The following is a 15071-nucleotide window of genomic DNA, read 5'->3' on the forward strand; positions in this document are numbered from 1 at the left end:
TCCTTTCCGGGGCCGGGGCTCAAAAGGGCCGCCAGCCGGTGCAATAACGGGCATAATCCCGGTCGGCATTCTTGACGTAGAGGACATACTCCTCTTTGCCCTGTTTGCCGCGGCGGACGCGGGTCTTGTACGGCAGGCCCGCCCGGGACAGGGTCTCTATGGTGTCGTCGATCACCTCTTTGTCCTCGCTGGTGTCAAACTTGATCCAGTGGCACAAAAACAGCCAGAAATTGATCAGTGCTTCCATGGCAGGTTCTCCTTTCATGGGATTTATTATACCATGTGCGGCCCCGTTTGTCATCGCACAGATGGGACCGGACTTGTGCAAATTTGCTAAAAATGCGGCGGTATTTTCTCCGCCGCGGCGGGGGCGGTTCTCACATTTTCACCACGATTCGGTCGTATACTTCTTTCTGGTATATCAAATTTTGGAATCTTTTGACATCTTACATAGAAAGAAGGCCCTGCCCATGCACCCATCCGCCCGCCTGCGCCGCATCCTGCCGGCGCTGCTTGCCCTGCTGGCCCTGCTGTCTTTTGCCCTGCCCCGGGCCCGCGCCGCCTCCCTGGAAAACCGCCACGGCATCCAGATGCTCGCCTTCGACGAGGACCAGATCCTCTCCATCGGCAACCAGGCCCCGGGCCAGTGCAGCCTGTACGCCTTGCGCTACGCCCGCACCGTCCTGGACGGGGCGGTCAGCTCGGGGGCCGGGATGTGGTCGAACGGGGCGGTCTGGTTGGCGGCGGGCTACACCGGCTTTGCCGGGGATCTGGATGCCTGCCTGGACAAGCTTTACAGCGAGCTGAACGCCGGCCGCCCGGTGATCGTCCATCTGCAGAACACCACCGTCAACGGGGTGTCCAAGCATACCGAACGCACCTCCACCGAGGAATACCATCTGACCAGCGCCGGCTGGGATGTGGTGAACTATCCCCACATCTCCACCAGCGACACCTACGGCCACTGGGTCTGTGTGGTGGGCTTCGACCCGGCCGCCGACCCCGAAGGGCTGTCCGAGAGCGACTTCTTCGCCCTCGACCCCGCCCGGGTGTCCGCCAACGGCACCCTGGCTCTGACCCGGCTGCTGGACGGCACCCTCTGGACCGGCAACAGCCCGCTGAAAGTGCTGGGGTGACCCCCGCCTTCTTCTACACACAAACGCCCCGCCGCCTGTGCATCGCGCACAAAGCGGCAGGGCTTTTTTGGTTCAGTATCCCCGCACCGAGAACCCCCGCGCCCAGGGGTCGGGCGGGATATCCCGGGACTGGATGCCGGTGATCTGGATGTAGCCGCCGCCGGCGATGAGATCGAACATCTGGGCAAAGAGGGCGGGGTCCCCCTGAACCTCCAGGGTGACGGTGCCGTCGTCCTCGTTCTCCACCCAGCCGGTCAGGCCCAGCTGGCTGGCGGCGTACCGGGCGCGGTAGCGGAAGCCCACTCCCTGCACCCGCCCCGACACCGTATAGCGGCGCCGGACCGTCCCTTCGGGCAGGGGCGGCGGGGTACGGTCTTTGTCTTTCAAAAAGTTGAACATATCACAGCTCCTGGTATGCGTCCATCAGGGCCGGGATGAACTGTTTTTTGCGGCTGATGACCCCCGGCAGCACCCAGCTGCCGTCGGCCTGGGGTTCCTGGTCGAAGGCGGCCCGCAGCATCTCGGGGCCGTGGCGGCCGGCACAGATCACAACGCTCTCCTTGCGGGGCACCTCGGTGAGGAGCATATACAGATCCTCCACGTTCTGCTTGCGGCAGGCTTCCTCCAGATAGGGCTGCAGGAGAGACTGGGCCGCCAGGAGGTTGGAGTGGGTCATATAGCTGCCCTGAGCCACCCCAAACCGCAGGTCCCCGCACATGAACACCTTGAAGTCCTGCATAAAGACTTCTTCGGGGGTCTTGCCGTCCAGCCTTTCGCCGGCCTCGAACATCTCCGCGGCGAACTCCTCCACGTCCACCCCGGCGATGCCTGCCAGACGGTAGGCGGTCTTTTCGTCCAGGGGGGTGCAGGTGGGGCTGCGGAACATCAGGGTATCCGAGAGGATGGCCGCCAGCATCAGCCCGGCGATCTTGGGCTGGATCTCCACCCCCTGCTCGTCGTACATCTGGGTGACGATGGTGGCGGTGCAGCCCACCGGCTGGTTGCGGAAATAGACCGGCCCGCTGGTCTCCAGGCTGCCGATGCGGTGGTGGTCGATGATCTCCAGGATCTCGGCCTGGTCAAAGCCCTCCACTGCCTGGGTGGCCTCGTTGTGGTCCACCAGGATGATCTGCCGCTTGCGCAGGTTGATGATGTTGCGCCGGCTGACCATGCCGCAATACTTGCCGTTCTCGTCCAGGATGGGGAAATAGCGGTGGCGGTACTTGGCCATCACGCGAGTCACGTCGGCCACCGGGGTCACCCGGGTGAACTTGAGGATGTTCTCGGTGGTCATATAGTAAGAGATGGGGGCGCACTGGCTGATCAGCTTACCCGCCGCATAGGTGTCGAAGGGGACGGTCATGATGTTGACCCCCGTCTCCTGGGCGATCCGGCTGATGGTCTTGGCCACCTTGCTGTCGTTGCAGATGATCAGCAGCGAGGCCTCCTGCTCGATGGCGCACAGCTGGCTCTCGTAGCGGTTGGTCAGGATGACGATATCCCCCTTTTCCACCGCGTTCTCCAGCATCTCGGGGGTGGCGGTGCCGATGTGGATATTGCCCGCCGTGCAGATGGTGTCGGCGCTGCCCACCGCCATTTCGCCTCCCAGCGTCTCCAGGATGTTCTTGTAGGGGGTGTGGGTCTTGGACAGTACCTCGGTGTCAAACACGTCCATGTTGGCGGTGGCGATATCCTTGACGGTGATCACGCCCAGCAGGTCGTTGTCGGGGCTGACCACCGGCAGGGTGTCGATGTCCCTGTCCCGCATGATCTCCCAGGCCCGGCGCAGGCTGATGGAACCGTCCACGCCCTCCATCTCCCGGTAATCCACATCCCGCACCTTGGGGTTGACGTCGGTGCACATCCGGGGCGGCGTCACCCCGAACTTTTTCAGAACGAACTCGGTCTCCTGGTTCATCTTGCCGGCGCGGCGGGGCTCATAGACCAGGCTGCTGGTCTGGTTTTTCAGCTCCGCATACGCAATGGCCGAGCAGATCGAGTCGGTATCCGGGTTGCGGTGGCCGATCACCACCACTTTGTGCGCTTCTTTGGGCATTTCATCTACCTCCGCTTATGTATCATGCGCCTTCCCTCCTGCAAAGGGCGGGCGCTGTGCGTCCTTTTCTTTTCCCTATTGTAGCATATCCGCAGGCGGGGGTAAATAGCCGCCGGGGCCAAATTTGCCGGCCGGGCCGTCCGGCAGTCTGCACAAAAAAACGGCGGCAATTTTTACTTCCCGGTGCTATTGAAAGGTCAAATCGTTTGTGCTATAGTATGCCCTGTGGTATACAACACTTGACCGGCTCCCGTCCAGCGGGGGCCTTCTGTGTGGGACAGCGGTCCCGCGGGGAGGTAATCAAACAGCGCTCTATGACAGCAACTGCACAAACCAAACCTATCTTTACCCGCCGGCAGCTGGTGGCCCTGCTGCTGCCCCTGGTGGCAGAACAGGCCCTCAGCGTCACCATCGGCCTGGCGGACACCCTGATGGTCTCCTCGGTGGGCGAGGCCGCCGTCTCGGGCGTCAGTCTGGTGGACACCTTCAACACCCTGATGATCCAGATCATGTCGGCCCTGGCCACCGGCGGCGCGGTGGTCACCAGCCAGTACATCGGCCACCGGGAACCCCAAAACGCCAAGGCCACCGCCGGCCAGATCATGCTGGTGATGCTGGCCTTCAGCTGCACGGTGGCCCTGGTGGTGCTGTTTGGGCGCCACCTGATCCTGCGGGCCATTTTCGGCGCCATCGAAGATGACGTGATGGCCTACGCCGAGACTTACTTTCTGATGTCGGCCCTGAGTTATCCCTTCATCGGGATGTACAACGCGGGGGCAGCCCTGTTCCGGGCCCAGGGCAACAGCAAGATCAGTATGCTGTCCAGCCTGGTGATGAACGTGCTGAACATCGGCGGCAACGCCATCTTTATCTATGGCTGCGGGATGGCGGTGTTCGGCGCGGCGCTGGCCACCCTGATCTCCCGGATCATCGCCTGCACGGCGGTGCTCTATCTGCTGCAGCGGCCGGATAGTATGCTGCGGGTGGAGAGCGGCCGGGCCCTGCGCCCCGACTGCAAGCTGATCCGGCGCATCCTGGTCATCGGCATCCCCAACGCCATCGAGAACGGGATGTTCCAGATCGGCAAGCTGGCGGTGTCCAGCCTGACCAGCACCCTGGGCACCGCGGCCATTGCGGCCAACGCGGTGGCCAACAACACCACCACACTGCTGAACATCCCGGCCAACGCGGTGGGCATGGGCGCGCTGACCGTCCTGGGCCAGTGCCTGGGCGCCGGCGACAAGCGCCAGGCCAAGCGCTACGGCGGCCTGATGATGGCCCTGGCCTACGCCGGCGCCTGGGTCATGAACCTGACTGCCTTCTTCTTCGGCAACCGGTTCATGCTGCAGTTCTTCAACCTGTCGGCGGACTCCACAGCTCTGGCCCTGGAGGTGATGATGTGGTTCAACATCATCTCTCTGTTCATCTGGCCGTCCAGCTTCACCCTGCCCAACATCCTGCGCGCCGCCGGCGACGCCCGCTACACCATGGTGGTCAGCATCACCTCGATGTGGCTGTTCCGGGTGGCCCTGTGCTACCTGCTGGTGGGCCACTTCGGCGGCGGCCTGCTGGCCATCTGGACCGGTATGTTCGTGGACTGGGCCTTCCGCTCCCTGTTCTTCGCCATCCGCTTTTTCAGCGGCAAATGGATGGAGAACTCGGTCATCTGAGTTCCAGACAGTTAAAAAGTCCCGTCCAGCCGACATGTGCGGATGGACGGGACACATACAGGGAAATTGAGCGCTGAGAGTGTGCGAGCCGCTTTGCGGCGAGTGCGCGGTTCAGCGCTCAATTTTGTCCCCAGGGACTGCGAAGCTGAGGCGCGTCCTGCGGACGAAACAGCCGAAGCGGAGCAGGGGCAGCGGTCTGCTTTTTGTAAGCCCGCTGCGACGGGCGCAGCAAAAGCAGGGAACCGCAACCACCAGGGGGAAGGAATTTCTGTCGCGCGACTGCGCGCAGAAATGGGTTCCCCCTGGAGCGTGTCGAAAACGACACGCTCCGGCTCCTTTCTCCATATCTACGGAGGAAGGAGCCGTTTTTTATTTTGCGCATAGCCCGGCCCGCCGGCGGCCGGCGCTCAATCCCTGGCTTTGGGGCGCGCGCCGAGCGTCATGGCGCGCAGCCGGGCGGCGGTCTGCTGCATTTCCCCGGCCCGCCGCAGGATGGTCTGCGCCTTTTCCTGCTGGGCGGGGGTCAGATCCTCCTCGGCCAGCAGCTCGGCACTGGCCAGCACCGCTGCCAGCGGGGTCTTGAGCTGGTGGGTCAGCCGGGTCAGCAGCTGGTCCCGGCGGCGGTCGGCCTCCCACTGGGCGGCCAGACTGGCGGCCAGTTCCTGCCGCAGCTCCTGCATGGTGGCCAGGGCCTGCTCGTATTCCCGCACCTGCGCTCCGCCAAAAGGCGGCCCCTCCAGATCCCGGGCCGCGATCCGGGCCGCAGCGGCGGCCAGCAAAGCCGCGTCCGCCCGCAGCAGCCGGCCGGTGCGCCGGGTGGTGAACAGGACGATGAGGGCCACTGTCCCCACTCCGGCCAGCAGCCAGCAGATCTGGAAATCCGGCAGAGCCTCGTCCAGGGCCGGGTCGGTGTAGTGGACCGCATAGTCATACTGGAACCGATAGACGCTGCCGTCGGTCTGGGGGACTTCCAGCAGGCGCAGCCGGTAGGGGCTGAACGGCCCCGCCTTGGACCGGCGCTCCCGGGCGGCTTCCAGGCGGCTGCCGGTGAGGTTGGTGGAAAGCGTCTGTCCCTCCGGGCCCAGCAGCAGATACCTGCACCCCGCCGGCAGACGGTCCGGAGGCAGCGTCCCGGCGGCCTCCACCGCGGTCTTTGCCTGGTAGGCCGTTTCGGCCATCTGGTTGGCAGGCTGGATCACCCCGGCCCGCATCAGAAAGCTCAGGCCGGTCCACCACAGCACCGCCGCCAGCAGGCACAGCCCGCCGGTCAGCACCAGATAGCCCGCCAGCACCCGCCGCAGGCTGGGCCGCTTTTTCACGGTTTCCATCGGTAGCCCACCCCCCATACCGTCTCGACCGGCTCACAGCCCGCCGCCCGGAACTTGGCCCGGATGTTTTTGATGTGTTCGGTCACAGCGCTGGGGTCGGCCTCCCGCTCAAAGCCGAAGGCTTCCTCATACAGCCGCTCCTTGCCGAACGTCTGCCCGGCATGGAGGGCCAGCACCCGGCACAGGGCGTATTCCCCTCTGGTCAGACCGACGGGCCTGCCCTCCACCTCGGCGGTACCCGCCGCCAGATCGAACGCCACCCCGCCCCGCACCAGCCGGTGGGACACAGGCCGCCGCTGCCGCCGCAGGTGAGCCGCTACACGGGCCCGCAGCTCGGCGATCCGGAAAGGCTTGGTCAGGTAATCGTCCCCGCCGCTTCCCAGGGCCTCCAATACGTCGGCCTCCCCGTTGAGGGCGGTCAAAAACAGGATGGGCGCGTCGGTCATGGCGCGGATGCGGCGGCAGGCCGCAGGGCCGTCCTCCCCCGGCATCAGGAGATCCAGCAGGATCAGGTCGGCCCAGCGGCAGTGAGCTTCCCCGATCCGGCTGCCGGAATCCAGGGTGCGCACAAAGTGCCCGTCCCGGCCCAGGGTCTCGGCGATGAGGGCCCGCAGGTCCCCGTCATCGTCCACCGCAAGGATATTGGCCATCGTTTCACCTCCCAAGGGCCATCACGGCGCAGGACAGCCCGTACAGAAAATAGACATGGGCGGGGTAAAACCAGTAGAACAGCTTTTTATGGCCGCTGCCCCGCCGTCCGTTGTACAGCAGCATCAGGGGCACGGCAAACACCTCCATCCACTGATAGTATACCAGCAGCTGTCCCCACGCCCCGGCCCGCAGCAGCGGCAGCAGGTCATTGCACAGCACCCAGGCCGCCCAGGCGGCTGCCTGGAGTTTCCGATGGCCCCGCAACCCATACAGCAGCACGCCGCCCAAAATAAAGGGCAAACCGCCGTCGGTGCTGAACGCCCAGTTGGGCAGCACCGTCCAGCTGAGCAGGTAGACCGGCAGCCCGTTCCAGGGCAGCGCCTGCATCAGCCAGAGGGAAACCGCGGGCCACAGCACACCCACTCCGGCCAGCAGGGCCAGCCCCCTGGCCCAGCGGCGCCGGCGCAGCCAGTCCATCCCCTGCCACAGCAGACAGGACACGGTCAGGTCCCGCAGGATGGCGTTCATGGGGTAAAAGCCGTCGGCCCGCCGGCCAAACAGCGCCAGCAAAAACTGTACAAGCCCCATCCCTGCCCCCATGGCCCACAGCCGGCCCAGGTAGGCCCTGCGGTCATGGGTGTGGGCAAAGCCCTCCGCAGCGCAGAACAGGAACAGCGGCGCGCTCAGCCGGCCCAGCATCGAGAACCAATCCGGCACGGCCCCGGTGAACAGAAAGAAATAGTGGATGTGATCCAGTACCATCAGCCCCAGGGCGATGGCTTTGAGGGCGGTCTCGGACAGGCCCTCCCTGCGCAAAGTGTTCTGATCCATAGCGTTTTCTCCTTTGGTTTGTTGCCAGCGCCAGTCTACCACCCAAATCAAAGGAATTTATAAGGAGCTATTTTTTGATTGTTCCACGTGGAACATTTGCCAAAAAGCGCCGCCCCAGCTGCGGGCGGGCTGGGACGGCGCTGTATGCCGTTATGAGCCGAACAGGCCGGGCTGGAGCCGGACGTCCTGTTTGGGCACTTTGGCCCAGTCAAAACCGGGCAGCAGGCTCTGGGGGGTGCGGGGCGCCGGCTCGGGCTGGAGGCCATAGAGATAGGCCAGCTTGCCGACGATCTCCTCCGCCGTATAGCGGCCCCGCAGGTTTTCGAGGCTTTGGTCGCCGTCCCGCTTGGACAGGCGGCGGCCCTCCTGGTCCAGCAGCAGCGGACAGTGGGCAAAGGCCGGGGGCGTCAGGCCCAGCAGCCGGTACAGGTAGATCTGCCGGGCGGTGGAGGAAAGCAGGTCTGCCCCCCGCACCACCTCGGTGACCCCCATCCGGGCGTCATCCACCACCACCGCCAGCTGATAGGCAAACACGCCGTCTGCCCGGCGCAGGTAAAAATCCCCGCAGCCGGTCAGCAGGTTTTCGCTGTGAGGCCCCATGCACAGGTCCTCGAAGGCGATCTCCTCGTCGGGCACCATCACCCGCCAGGCCGGAGCCTTGACGCGGCGCTTTTCGGCCACCTGTTCCGGGGTCAGGCCGCGGCAGGTGCCGGGATAGACCACATTCCCGTCCGAGGTATGGGGTGCGCTGGCGGCGTGCAGCTGGGCGCGGCTGCAAAAGCAGGGGTATACAAGACCCATGGCTTCCAGCTTCTGATAACTTTTTGTATAGATCTCCCCGCACTCGCTCTGGTAATAGGGGCCATGGGGGCCGCCATGGGAACCGCCCTCGTCCCACACAAGGCCCAGCCAGGCCAGATCTTCCTCCAGCTGGTCGGCATAGGCGCGGGGACAGCGGGCAGCGTCCAAATCCTCGATCCGCAGCACGATGCGTCCGCCCCGGCTTTTGGCCGACAGCCAGGCCAGCAGGCTGCACGCCAGATTGCCCAGATGCAGCCTGCCGCTGGGGCTGGGGGCAAACCGCCCCGTCGGGCCGCTCACAGGCCCAGCTGCCACACCCCGTCGGCGGGCTGGCGGATGGAGGTATTGTAGAACTGGGCGCAGGCCCGGGCCATGGCCACCGCGTCGGTGCAGGCAGCCGTCTCCACCGCCGAGTGCATGGCCAGCTGGGCCAGGCCGATGTCCACCATGGGAATGGCGATCTGGTGGCCCAGCAGGTTGCCCAGGGTGGAGCCGCCCCGCAGGTCGGCCCGGTTGGCAAAGACCTGCACCTGCACGCCGGCCTGTTCACAGATGCGCTGGAACGCCGCGGCGGTCAGGCCGCTGGTGGTGTAGGTCTGGCTGGCGTTGTACTTGAGGATGACACCGCCGCCCATCCGCACCGGATTGCGGGGGTCGCTCTTTTCGGGGTGGTTGGGGTGGGTGGCATGGCCGTTGTCGGCGCTGAGCAACAGGCTGTTGGCGCGGGCCATGACGCTCTCGGCCCGGGTGAGGCCCACGGCCTCCTCGATGCGGGCCATGACATCGGCCATCAGGGTGCCCTGGGCGCCCTGCCGGGACGAGGAGCCTACCTCCTCGTTGTCGAACATACACCAGACATCGGCGCGGCCTTCCTCCCGGCCTTCCCCGGCCAAAAAGCCCTGCAGGGTGGTGTAGGCGCACTCCAGGTCGTCGATGCGGCCGGACATGAACAGTTCCCCGCTCACGCCCACCCGCTGGGCCTTCTGCTGGACCCACAGCACCAGGTCATGGGCCAGGATATCCTGGGTCTCCACCCCGGCTTCCCGGGCCAGCAGATCCATCAGGCGGCCGTCCCCTTCCAGCCCGCAGATGGGCTGCAGGTCCACCTGGAAGTTCCAGGTCTTGCCGGCGTTGGCCTCCCGGTCAAAGTGGATGCACAGATTGGGGATGCACAGCAGAGCCTGCCGGGGAGCCACCAGGCGGCTCTCCACCCCGTCTCCGGTCCTGACCAGCAGACGGCCTGCCACGCCCAGAGGCCGGTCCAGCCAGGTGGAGGCGATCATGCCGCCGTAGCCCTCGGTTTCCGCCTTCAGGTAGCCGCCCTCGGTGATGTCGGGCACCTTCAGCCGCCAGGTGGGGGAATCCCCGTGGCTGGCGGTCACATGCCAGCCGGTCAGGCGGCCCTTGGGCATCCGCCAGGCCAGCACCGCCGTGCCGTTGCGGGTGGTGTAATAGCGGCCCCCGGCTTCCAGCACCCAGGGCTGGCTTTCAGGGCACAGACGGTAGCCCGCCTGTTCCAGCAGGGCGCAGGCCGCCGCTGCCGAGTGGAAGGGGCTGACGCCCTCGTCCAAAAATGCAAACAGCCCTTCCATCAGGGCCTTTTCCTGTATCTGTTCCATCAAGGTCGGTTCCTCCCAAAAAGCAGAGATGAGGCGGCAGAGCCGCCCTCATTCATTAAGATGCATCGATTATAGCGCGTTTCATTGCCGGGGTCAACCCGCGAAAAAAGCCGCCCCCGTCCGGCGGGAGCGGCGATCCTTACCTATCGGCTGGACGGGACCTTTGCGGCCGTTTTTTCCGCAGGCCTTTTACACCGGCGGCGAGAGGGCGGTCTTTTCCAGCACGACATCCAGCTGGCGGCGCAGCTGTTCGGCGTCAAAGCCAAAGACCAGCTGCACCTCCCTGCCCTGGCAGGTCAGGCCATCGGGGGACAGTTCGCGCAGAGCCTTTCGGTCCAGCAGGCCGGGGTCCTCCACCCACACACGCAGCCGGGTCAGGCAGTTGTCCACACGGGCGATGTTGCCCCGGCCCCCCAGGGCCGCCACCAGCGCATGGAAGGGAAAGCGATCCTCCGGCGCAGCGGGGGGCACCGCCGGGGCGGGCTGCTCCCGGCCGGGGGTGCGCAGGTCAAAGGTGCGGATCAGCAGAGTGAACACCACAAAATACACCGCGATCTGGGCGGCCGCCAGCAGGTACAGCAGCGGATAATGGGTGCTGGCCGCCCCGGCAGACAGATTCATGGCGAAGGAGGACACCAAGCCCCCGGTGAAAGCGGTCACCCCGCACAGGTCCAGCAGCACCATGAACGCCCCGGCGATTACCCCGTGGGCCAGCCACAGCACCGGGGACAAAAAGCAGAACAGGAAATCCAGGGGTTCGGTGACCGAGGCCAGGGACGCGGTGAGCAGCAGCGGGGTCAGCATGGCCGCGGTGCGGCGCCGGTTCTCGGGGCGGGCGCAGAAAATGAAGGCCCCCACGATGCCGAAATACCCAAAGGTCTTGGTGAAGCCGATGTACATCCACCGGATGCCGTCGCTGAAGGGCAGGCCCAGGCTGTACTCCCCCATCATGACCGCGTAGGCGCCGGTGTAAACCTGATTTCCCACCGTCAGGGTGCCGCCCAGGGATGTGAACTGGAATGGGATATAGATCAGGTGGTGCAGCCCGGTGGGGATGAGCACCCGCTCCAGAAAACCATAGAGGAACAGGCCCGTCTCCCCTGCCGCGGCGATCCAGCCGGTGAGGCCGTCCACCGCCCGCTGGACGGGCGGCCAGACAAAGCAGGCGGCCAGCCCCAGGACGGCCGACAGCCCCGTCATGCACAAAAAGCTCCACCGCACCCCGCCATAGATCCGCAGGGGGGCCGGGCGGAAGGTCTTGCCGCTGGTGCGGTTGTAGACCCACCCGGTGAGGAAGCCCAGCAGGATGCCGCCGGTCACCCCCATATCCACCGTCTGGATCCCCAGCACCACCGCCTGGCCGGTGCCGTACATCCCCAGGGCGGGGTCCGGGGCGGCCAGACGGCCCATCTGCTCGAGGGTGGTATGCCCCGCCGTCAGGAACACGAGATAGGACAGCAGGGCAATGATGGCGGCCTGCTGCTTTTCCTTCCGGGCCAGAAAGGCCGCGATGCCCACGCAGAACACCACGCTGAGATTCTGGATGATGGCCATCATCCCGTCGTAGGCCAGGCTGCCCGCCAGGGCCAAAGGCTCCCAGCGCAGGACAGGCGCCACCGACCCCAGTCCCGCCGAGGCCAGCAGGGCCCCCGCAGCCAGCACAAGGCCCGCCGCAGGCAGATACCCCAAAGCGGCCAGCATGGCGGTGGAAAACTGCTCCAGCGCGCGCACGATCCGTTCCTTCTGCTTCATGGGAGGCCCTCCTTTCCGGCTCGATCTGAGCCCATTATACCGGGGGCCAAAACCCTTGTCAATCGCCAACAAGTTGCATAAAGTGCAATATGTTTGCACTTTATATGCAAAGTTGACAACCGCGCCCCCGCACAGTATACTGATAATAGAAACCAGAAATCGATCAAAAGACGGCCGCCGCTCCCCGGCGCATGAAGGAGGTCTTTGTATGAAATATCACATCTGGTCCCGGGCCGGCGCAGCGGGATGCTGCGCGGCGCTCTGCCTTGTCCTGCTGCTGGGGGGCTGCGGCGGGCAGAAGGCGGCCACCAGCACAGCCGCCCCTTCCTCCCAGTCGCTGAGCCAGGCCCCCGCCTCCGAGGCGGTGCCCTCAGGGGAGGATGACACCCAGCCCGCCCCCACCACGCCGCAGGTGGACGACACCGAAAACAGCTGGAACGGCCTGTCCGACCCCACCAGCGCCTTTTCGGGCTGCCTGGGCTGGGGCCCCGGCACTGCGGGTTCTTCCCTCAAGTCGGCGGCTGCGGCGGCTTCCATGATGGAGTGGGCCGACGCCAACGGCCTGGCAGGCCGCAGCGGCAGCTCGGTACGGGACTGCCTGGCCGGCTGGTACGACGGTCTGGACACCTTTGACCAGGAGAACGTGGCCGAGTGCTGGCCCCTGATCCAGCAGTCGGCCCAGCGGATCCTGGACGACCCCGAAGGGGCCGCCGCCGAGCTGTCCGACGCCGGCGTCCAGGAGGTGCCCGCCTGCTCCCAGGAGGACTGGTCCGCCCTGGCGGGCGCCCTCAACGCCATCGTCCCCGAACCGATGCAGTAAACCAACACAGAAAACAGCCGCAGCCCTGTGCCGGACGCATGGGGCTGCGGCTTTTATGGTATCCGAAAGGCCGAAGGTCAGATCTTCTTCAGCACATAGGCGCGCTGGCCCAGGCCGATCTTTTCAGCCTGCTCCAGGGTGGCCTTCCACTCGATGTTGGGGTTGGAGTCCTTGAAGTTGTCGTGGTAGCAGTTCCAGCCGGGGCGGGCCAGGTTCTGGCCCAGCTGGCTGTTGGCAATGGGGGTGGCGGCCAGGCAGGCGTCGGCACAGGCCTGATCCAGGGCCACCGGGTCAAAGGAGGCAAACATCCCGATGTCCGGCAGGATGGGGGCGTCGTTTTCCCCGTGGCAGTCGCAGTTGGGGCTGATATCCTGCACCAGGCTGATGTGGAAGCAGGGGCGGCCGGCGCAGACCGCAGCGGCGTACTCGGCCATCTTGCGGTCCAGTTCCTCGTTGGCGCTGTTGTCGATGGAGTAGATGGCGTCAAAGCTGCAGGCCCCAATGCAGCGGCCGCAGCCCTTGCACAGGTCGTAGTCGATGACCGCCTTGTGCTCGCCGTCGTAGTGGATGGCGTCCGAGCCGCACTCCTTGGCGCAGCGGCCGCAGCCGCGGCACAGCTCCCGCTGGACCGCAGGCGCGCCGGAGGAATGCTGTTCCATCTTGCCGGCCCGGCTGCCGCAGCCCATGCCGATGTTCTTGATGGCGCCGCCAAAGCCGGTGGACTCGTGGCCCTTGAAGTGGTTCAGGCTGATGAACACATCCGCGTCCATGATGGCCCGGCCGATCTTGGCGGTCTTGCAGTATTCGCCGTTGGGCACAGGCACTTCCACCTCGTCGGTGCCCCGCAGGCCGTCGCCGATCAAAATCTGGCAGCCGGTGGTCATGGGCCAGAAGCCGTTCAGCTGGGCGCAGGTGAGGTGCTCCAGGGCGTTTTTGCGGCTGCCCGGATAGAGGGTGTTGCAGTCGGTCAGGAAGGGCATACCCCCCTGCTCCTTGCACAGGTCGGCCACCACCTTGGCATAGTTGGGCCGCAGGAAGGCCAGGTTGCCCAGTTCCCCAAAGTGCATCTTGATGGCCACGAACCGGCCATCCATATTGATATTCTTGATGCCCGCAGCAATGCACAGGCGGCGCAGTTTTTCGGTCAGACTGGTGCCCACCTGGCACCGGAAGTCGGTAAAGTATACAGCGGAACCTTCCATGGTTTTTCCTCCTTGGGGGCGGGACGGCAAGACCCGCCGGTTGTTTCTCTTTCCTAACAAAGTATACCACAAACCGTCCGGCTAGAAAAGACAAACCGCGCCCTCACAGCATCCCCCGCATGGCCCGGGCCTCGGCGGCCAGCCGGCGGCAGAGCGCGGCGTCAGGCCGGACCCGCCTGTATGTTTCATTGCAAGCCCTCCTTTCAGCGCACGCGCAAACAATGCGGGGGCCGGCCGCATGGCCGACCCCCGCAGAGGGACCCTATCTTTCGTGACGCAAAAGTTCTTTTGTTTTGGTGCGATCAACAACAGAAGGAATATTGGTTCTATTCCTCTTTGCCGCCACATCGGATGGGTGTTTTACCCGAGCGCGCGGGTGGTCTCTGGCACCCGCTCGCCCCTTATATCATCTCCCGGTATGGTGCCCCGGGGGTGTTATAAGTAAATTTGAAATTAGACGTTGACAACCTCGGTCGGAGTCTGGACAACCTTCAGAGCAACCAGATAGTGAGAGTTGTCACCACGCATATCGTCGATCTTCACAGACACGATATTGGCAGTGTAGTCATAGTCGAAAGTCTTTTTACCACTAGGACCATAATTAACAGTGCCATCATTGGGCATACGCTCGTTGTTGATGAGAGCCTCCAGATCTCCTGCAACTTTGTGAGCCAGACCTTCCTCGGTCAGGTCACCATCGTACACGATCAGGTCAACGGTAGTCTTGACGCTGTCAACATCGGTGAAATACTTCCAAGTATCTTCATACTGGTTTTTGCTAGCCAGCGGCTGGAGATAGCCCTTGTTAGCGGTAGCAGTGAGGCTCGCATCTTTATCCAGACCCATCAGGTGACGGACGTCCTCGGTATCCGAAGTAGTAATAAAACTGTTGTTAATCAGATCGGCAGTAGCGATTTTATCGGCAACAGCCTTCAGAGCAGCCTCCAGATTGGCATCTGCGGTAATGGGCAGGGTATTCTTGACCTTAGCGCTCAGCTCGCTGTTCACAGCAGTGGCCAGAGAATCATCAACAGGAACAACAACGGTATCGTCCTGATCGTCGTCATTGTTGTTGTTAGCATTGGAGCAGCCAGCCAGCATGCTGACGGCCATGATGCCGGCCAGCGCCAGAGAAGCAATCTTCTTGAGTTTCATAATGAATTTTTCCTCCTTATGGTGTATAAAAGATAGAGACCCAAAACAGG

Annotated in this window: 14 protein-coding genes; 3 read left to right on the forward strand and 11 right to left on the reverse strand. The window is 64.3% G+C overall.

Translation table 11 applies throughout. The annotated features are described in order from the left end of the window. Positions 1 to 19: 19 nt before the first annotated feature. Positions 20 to 247, reverse strand: coding sequence for a hypothetical protein (locus tag B5G12_RS11810; RefSeq protein ID WP_087233252.1), 228 nt, complete (start codon positions 245 to 247; stop codon positions 20 to 22). 223 nt (positions 248 to 470) lie between these two features. Here B5G12_RS11810 and B5G12_RS11815 point away from each other — a divergent pair, with 223 nt between their 5' ends. Continuing rightward, positions 471 to 1136: a hypothetical protein gene (locus B5G12_RS11815; RefSeq protein WP_087325041.1), complete on the forward strand. Its 666-nt coding sequence runs from the start codon at positions 471 to 473 to the stop codon at positions 1134 to 1136. A 72-nt stretch (positions 1137 to 1208) separates the two neighbouring features. Here B5G12_RS11815 and B5G12_RS11820 read toward each other — a convergent pair whose 3' ends face one another. Both B5G12_RS11820 and B5G12_RS11825 read right to left on the reverse strand, forming a co-directional pair. After that, positions 1209 to 1535, reverse strand: a complete 327-nt coding sequence (locus B5G12_RS11820; RefSeq protein WP_087325042.1) for an acylphosphatase — start codon at positions 1533 to 1535, stop codon at positions 1209 to 1211. 1 nt (position 1536) lies between these two features. Continuing rightward, positions 1537 to 3192 (reverse strand): putative manganese-dependent inorganic diphosphatase, encoded by a 1656-nt coding sequence (locus B5G12_RS11825; protein WP_087233244.1) that lies wholly within the window; start codon positions 3190 to 3192, stop codon positions 1537 to 1539. A 314-nt stretch (positions 3193 to 3506) separates the two neighbouring features. On the opposite strand from B5G12_RS11825, the gene B5G12_RS11830 reads away from it, so the two are divergent. Continuing rightward, positions 3507 to 4862 carry an MATE family efflux transporter gene (locus B5G12_RS11830; protein WP_087325043.1) on the forward strand — a complete coding sequence of 452 codons (1356 nt, stop codon included), beginning with the start codon at positions 3507 to 3509 and terminating at the stop codon, positions 4860 to 4862. Between the two features lie 407 nt (positions 4863 to 5269). Here the strand turns inward: B5G12_RS11830 and B5G12_RS11835 are convergent, their stop codons facing one another. The 6 genes from B5G12_RS11835 to B5G12_RS11860 form a co-directional block, all read right to left on the reverse strand. After that, the gene (locus tag B5G12_RS11835; RefSeq protein ID WP_158099719.1) at positions 5270 to 6190 is read right to left on the reverse strand and encodes a histidine kinase dimerization/phospho-acceptor domain-containing protein; all 921 of its coding nucleotides are present in this window, start codon (positions 6188 to 6190) and stop codon (positions 5270 to 5272) included. After that, positions 6178 to 6840, reverse strand: a complete 663-nt coding sequence (locus B5G12_RS11840; RefSeq protein ID WP_087325045.1) for a response regulator transcription factor — start codon at positions 6838 to 6840, stop codon at positions 6178 to 6180. The genes B5G12_RS11835 and B5G12_RS11840 overlap by 13 nt, the downstream gene beginning before the upstream one ends. A 4-nt stretch (positions 6841 to 6844) precedes the next feature. Further along, positions 6845 to 7672 carry a TraX family protein gene (locus B5G12_RS11845; protein WP_087233231.1) on the reverse strand — a complete coding sequence of 276 codons (828 nt, stop codon included), beginning with the start codon at positions 7670 to 7672 and terminating at the stop codon, positions 6845 to 6847. Positions 7673 to 7822: 150 nt separating this feature from the next. Next, complete coding sequence (gluQRS, locus tag B5G12_RS11850) at positions 7823 to 8773, reverse strand: tRNA glutamyl-Q(34) synthetase GluQRS (protein ID WP_087325046.1); 951 nt, start codon at positions 8771 to 8773, stop codon at positions 7823 to 7825. Next, positions 8770 to 10092 (reverse strand): M18 family aminopeptidase, encoded by a 1323-nt coding sequence (locus tag B5G12_RS11855; protein ID WP_242956028.1) that lies wholly within the window; start codon positions 10090 to 10092, stop codon positions 8770 to 8772. The genes gluQRS and B5G12_RS11855 overlap by 4 nt, the downstream gene beginning before the upstream one ends. Positions 10093 to 10281: 189 nt before the next feature. After that, positions 10282 to 11844 carry a PTS transporter subunit EIIC gene (locus tag B5G12_RS11860; protein ID WP_087325047.1) on the reverse strand — a complete coding sequence of 521 codons (1563 nt, stop codon included), beginning with the start codon at positions 11842 to 11844 and terminating at the stop codon, positions 10282 to 10284. 208 nt (positions 11845 to 12052) lie between these two features. Between B5G12_RS11860 and B5G12_RS11865 the strand changes: the two genes are divergently transcribed. Further along, positions 12053 to 12664, forward strand: a complete 612-nt coding sequence (locus tag B5G12_RS11865; RefSeq protein WP_087325048.1) for a hypothetical protein — start codon at positions 12053 to 12055, stop codon at positions 12662 to 12664. A gap of 77 nt (positions 12665 to 12741) precedes the next feature. Here the strand turns inward: B5G12_RS11865 and B5G12_RS11870 are convergent, their stop codons facing one another. Beyond that, a complete protein-coding gene (locus tag B5G12_RS11870) occupies positions 12742 to 13866 on the reverse strand; it encodes a DUF362 domain-containing protein (RefSeq protein WP_087325049.1) in 1125 nt (374 codons plus the stop codon). A 453-nt stretch (positions 13867 to 14319) separates the two neighbouring features. Next, positions 14320 to 15021, reverse strand: coding sequence for a hypothetical protein (locus B5G12_RS11875; protein ID WP_087325050.1), 702 nt, complete (start codon positions 15019 to 15021; stop codon positions 14320 to 14322). Between the last annotated feature and the right edge of the window lie 50 nt (positions 15022 to 15071).

The sequence above is a fragment of the Faecalibacterium sp. An58 genome (genome assembly GCF_002161515.1).
Lineage (GTDB): Bacteria > Bacillota > Clostridia > Oscillospirales > Ruminococcaceae > Faecalibacterium > Faecalibacterium avium.

Excerpts from the sequence above, each read along its gene's own strand:
- B5G12_RS11845 (WP_087233231.1), bottom strand. The coding sequence starts at position 7,672 with ATGGATCAGAACACTTTGCGCAGGGAGGGCCTGTCCGAGACCGCCCTC.
- B5G12_RS11825 (WP_087233244.1), bottom strand. The coding sequence starts at position 3,192 with ATGCCCAAAGAAGCGCACAAAGTGGTGGTGATCGGCCACCGCAACCCG.
- B5G12_RS11875 (WP_087325050.1), bottom strand. The coding sequence starts at position 15,021 with ATGAAACTCAAGAAGATTGCTTCTCTGGCGCTGGCCGGCATCATGGCC.
- B5G12_RS11830 (WP_087325043.1), top strand. The coding sequence starts at position 3,507 with ATGACAGCAACTGCACAAACCAAACCTATCTTTACCCGCCGGCAGCTG.
- B5G12_RS11865 (WP_087325048.1), top strand. The coding sequence starts at position 12,053 with ATGAAATATCACATCTGGTCCCGGGCCGGCGCAGCGGGATGCTGCGCG.
- B5G12_RS11870 (WP_087325049.1), bottom strand. The coding sequence starts at position 13,866 with ATGGAAGGTTCCGCTGTATACTTTACCGACTTCCGGTGCCAGGTGGGC.
- B5G12_RS11855 (WP_242956028.1), bottom strand. The coding sequence starts at position 10,092 with ATGGAACAGATACAGGAAAAGGCCCTGATGGAAGGGCTGTTTGCATTT.
- B5G12_RS11835 (WP_158099719.1), bottom strand. The coding sequence starts at position 6,190 with ATGGAAACCGTGAAAAAGCGGCCCAGCCTGCGGCGGGTGCTGGCGGGC.
- B5G12_RS11815 (WP_087325041.1), top strand. The coding sequence starts at position 471 with ATGCACCCATCCGCCCGCCTGCGCCGCATCCTGCCGGCGCTGCTTGCC.
- B5G12_RS11860 (WP_087325047.1), bottom strand. The coding sequence starts at position 11,844 with ATGAAGCAGAAGGAACGGATCGTGCGCGCGCTGGAGCAGTTTTCCACC.
- B5G12_RS11810 (WP_087233252.1), bottom strand. The coding sequence starts at position 247 with ATGGAAGCACTGATCAATTTCTGGCTGTTTTTGTGCCACTGGATCAAG.
- B5G12_RS11840 (WP_087325045.1), bottom strand. The coding sequence starts at position 6,840 with ATGGCCAATATCCTTGCGGTGGACGATGACGGGGACCTGCGGGCCCTC.
- B5G12_RS11820 (WP_087325042.1), bottom strand. The coding sequence starts at position 1,535 with ATGTTCAACTTTTTGAAAGACAAAGACCGTACCCCGCCGCCCCTGCCC.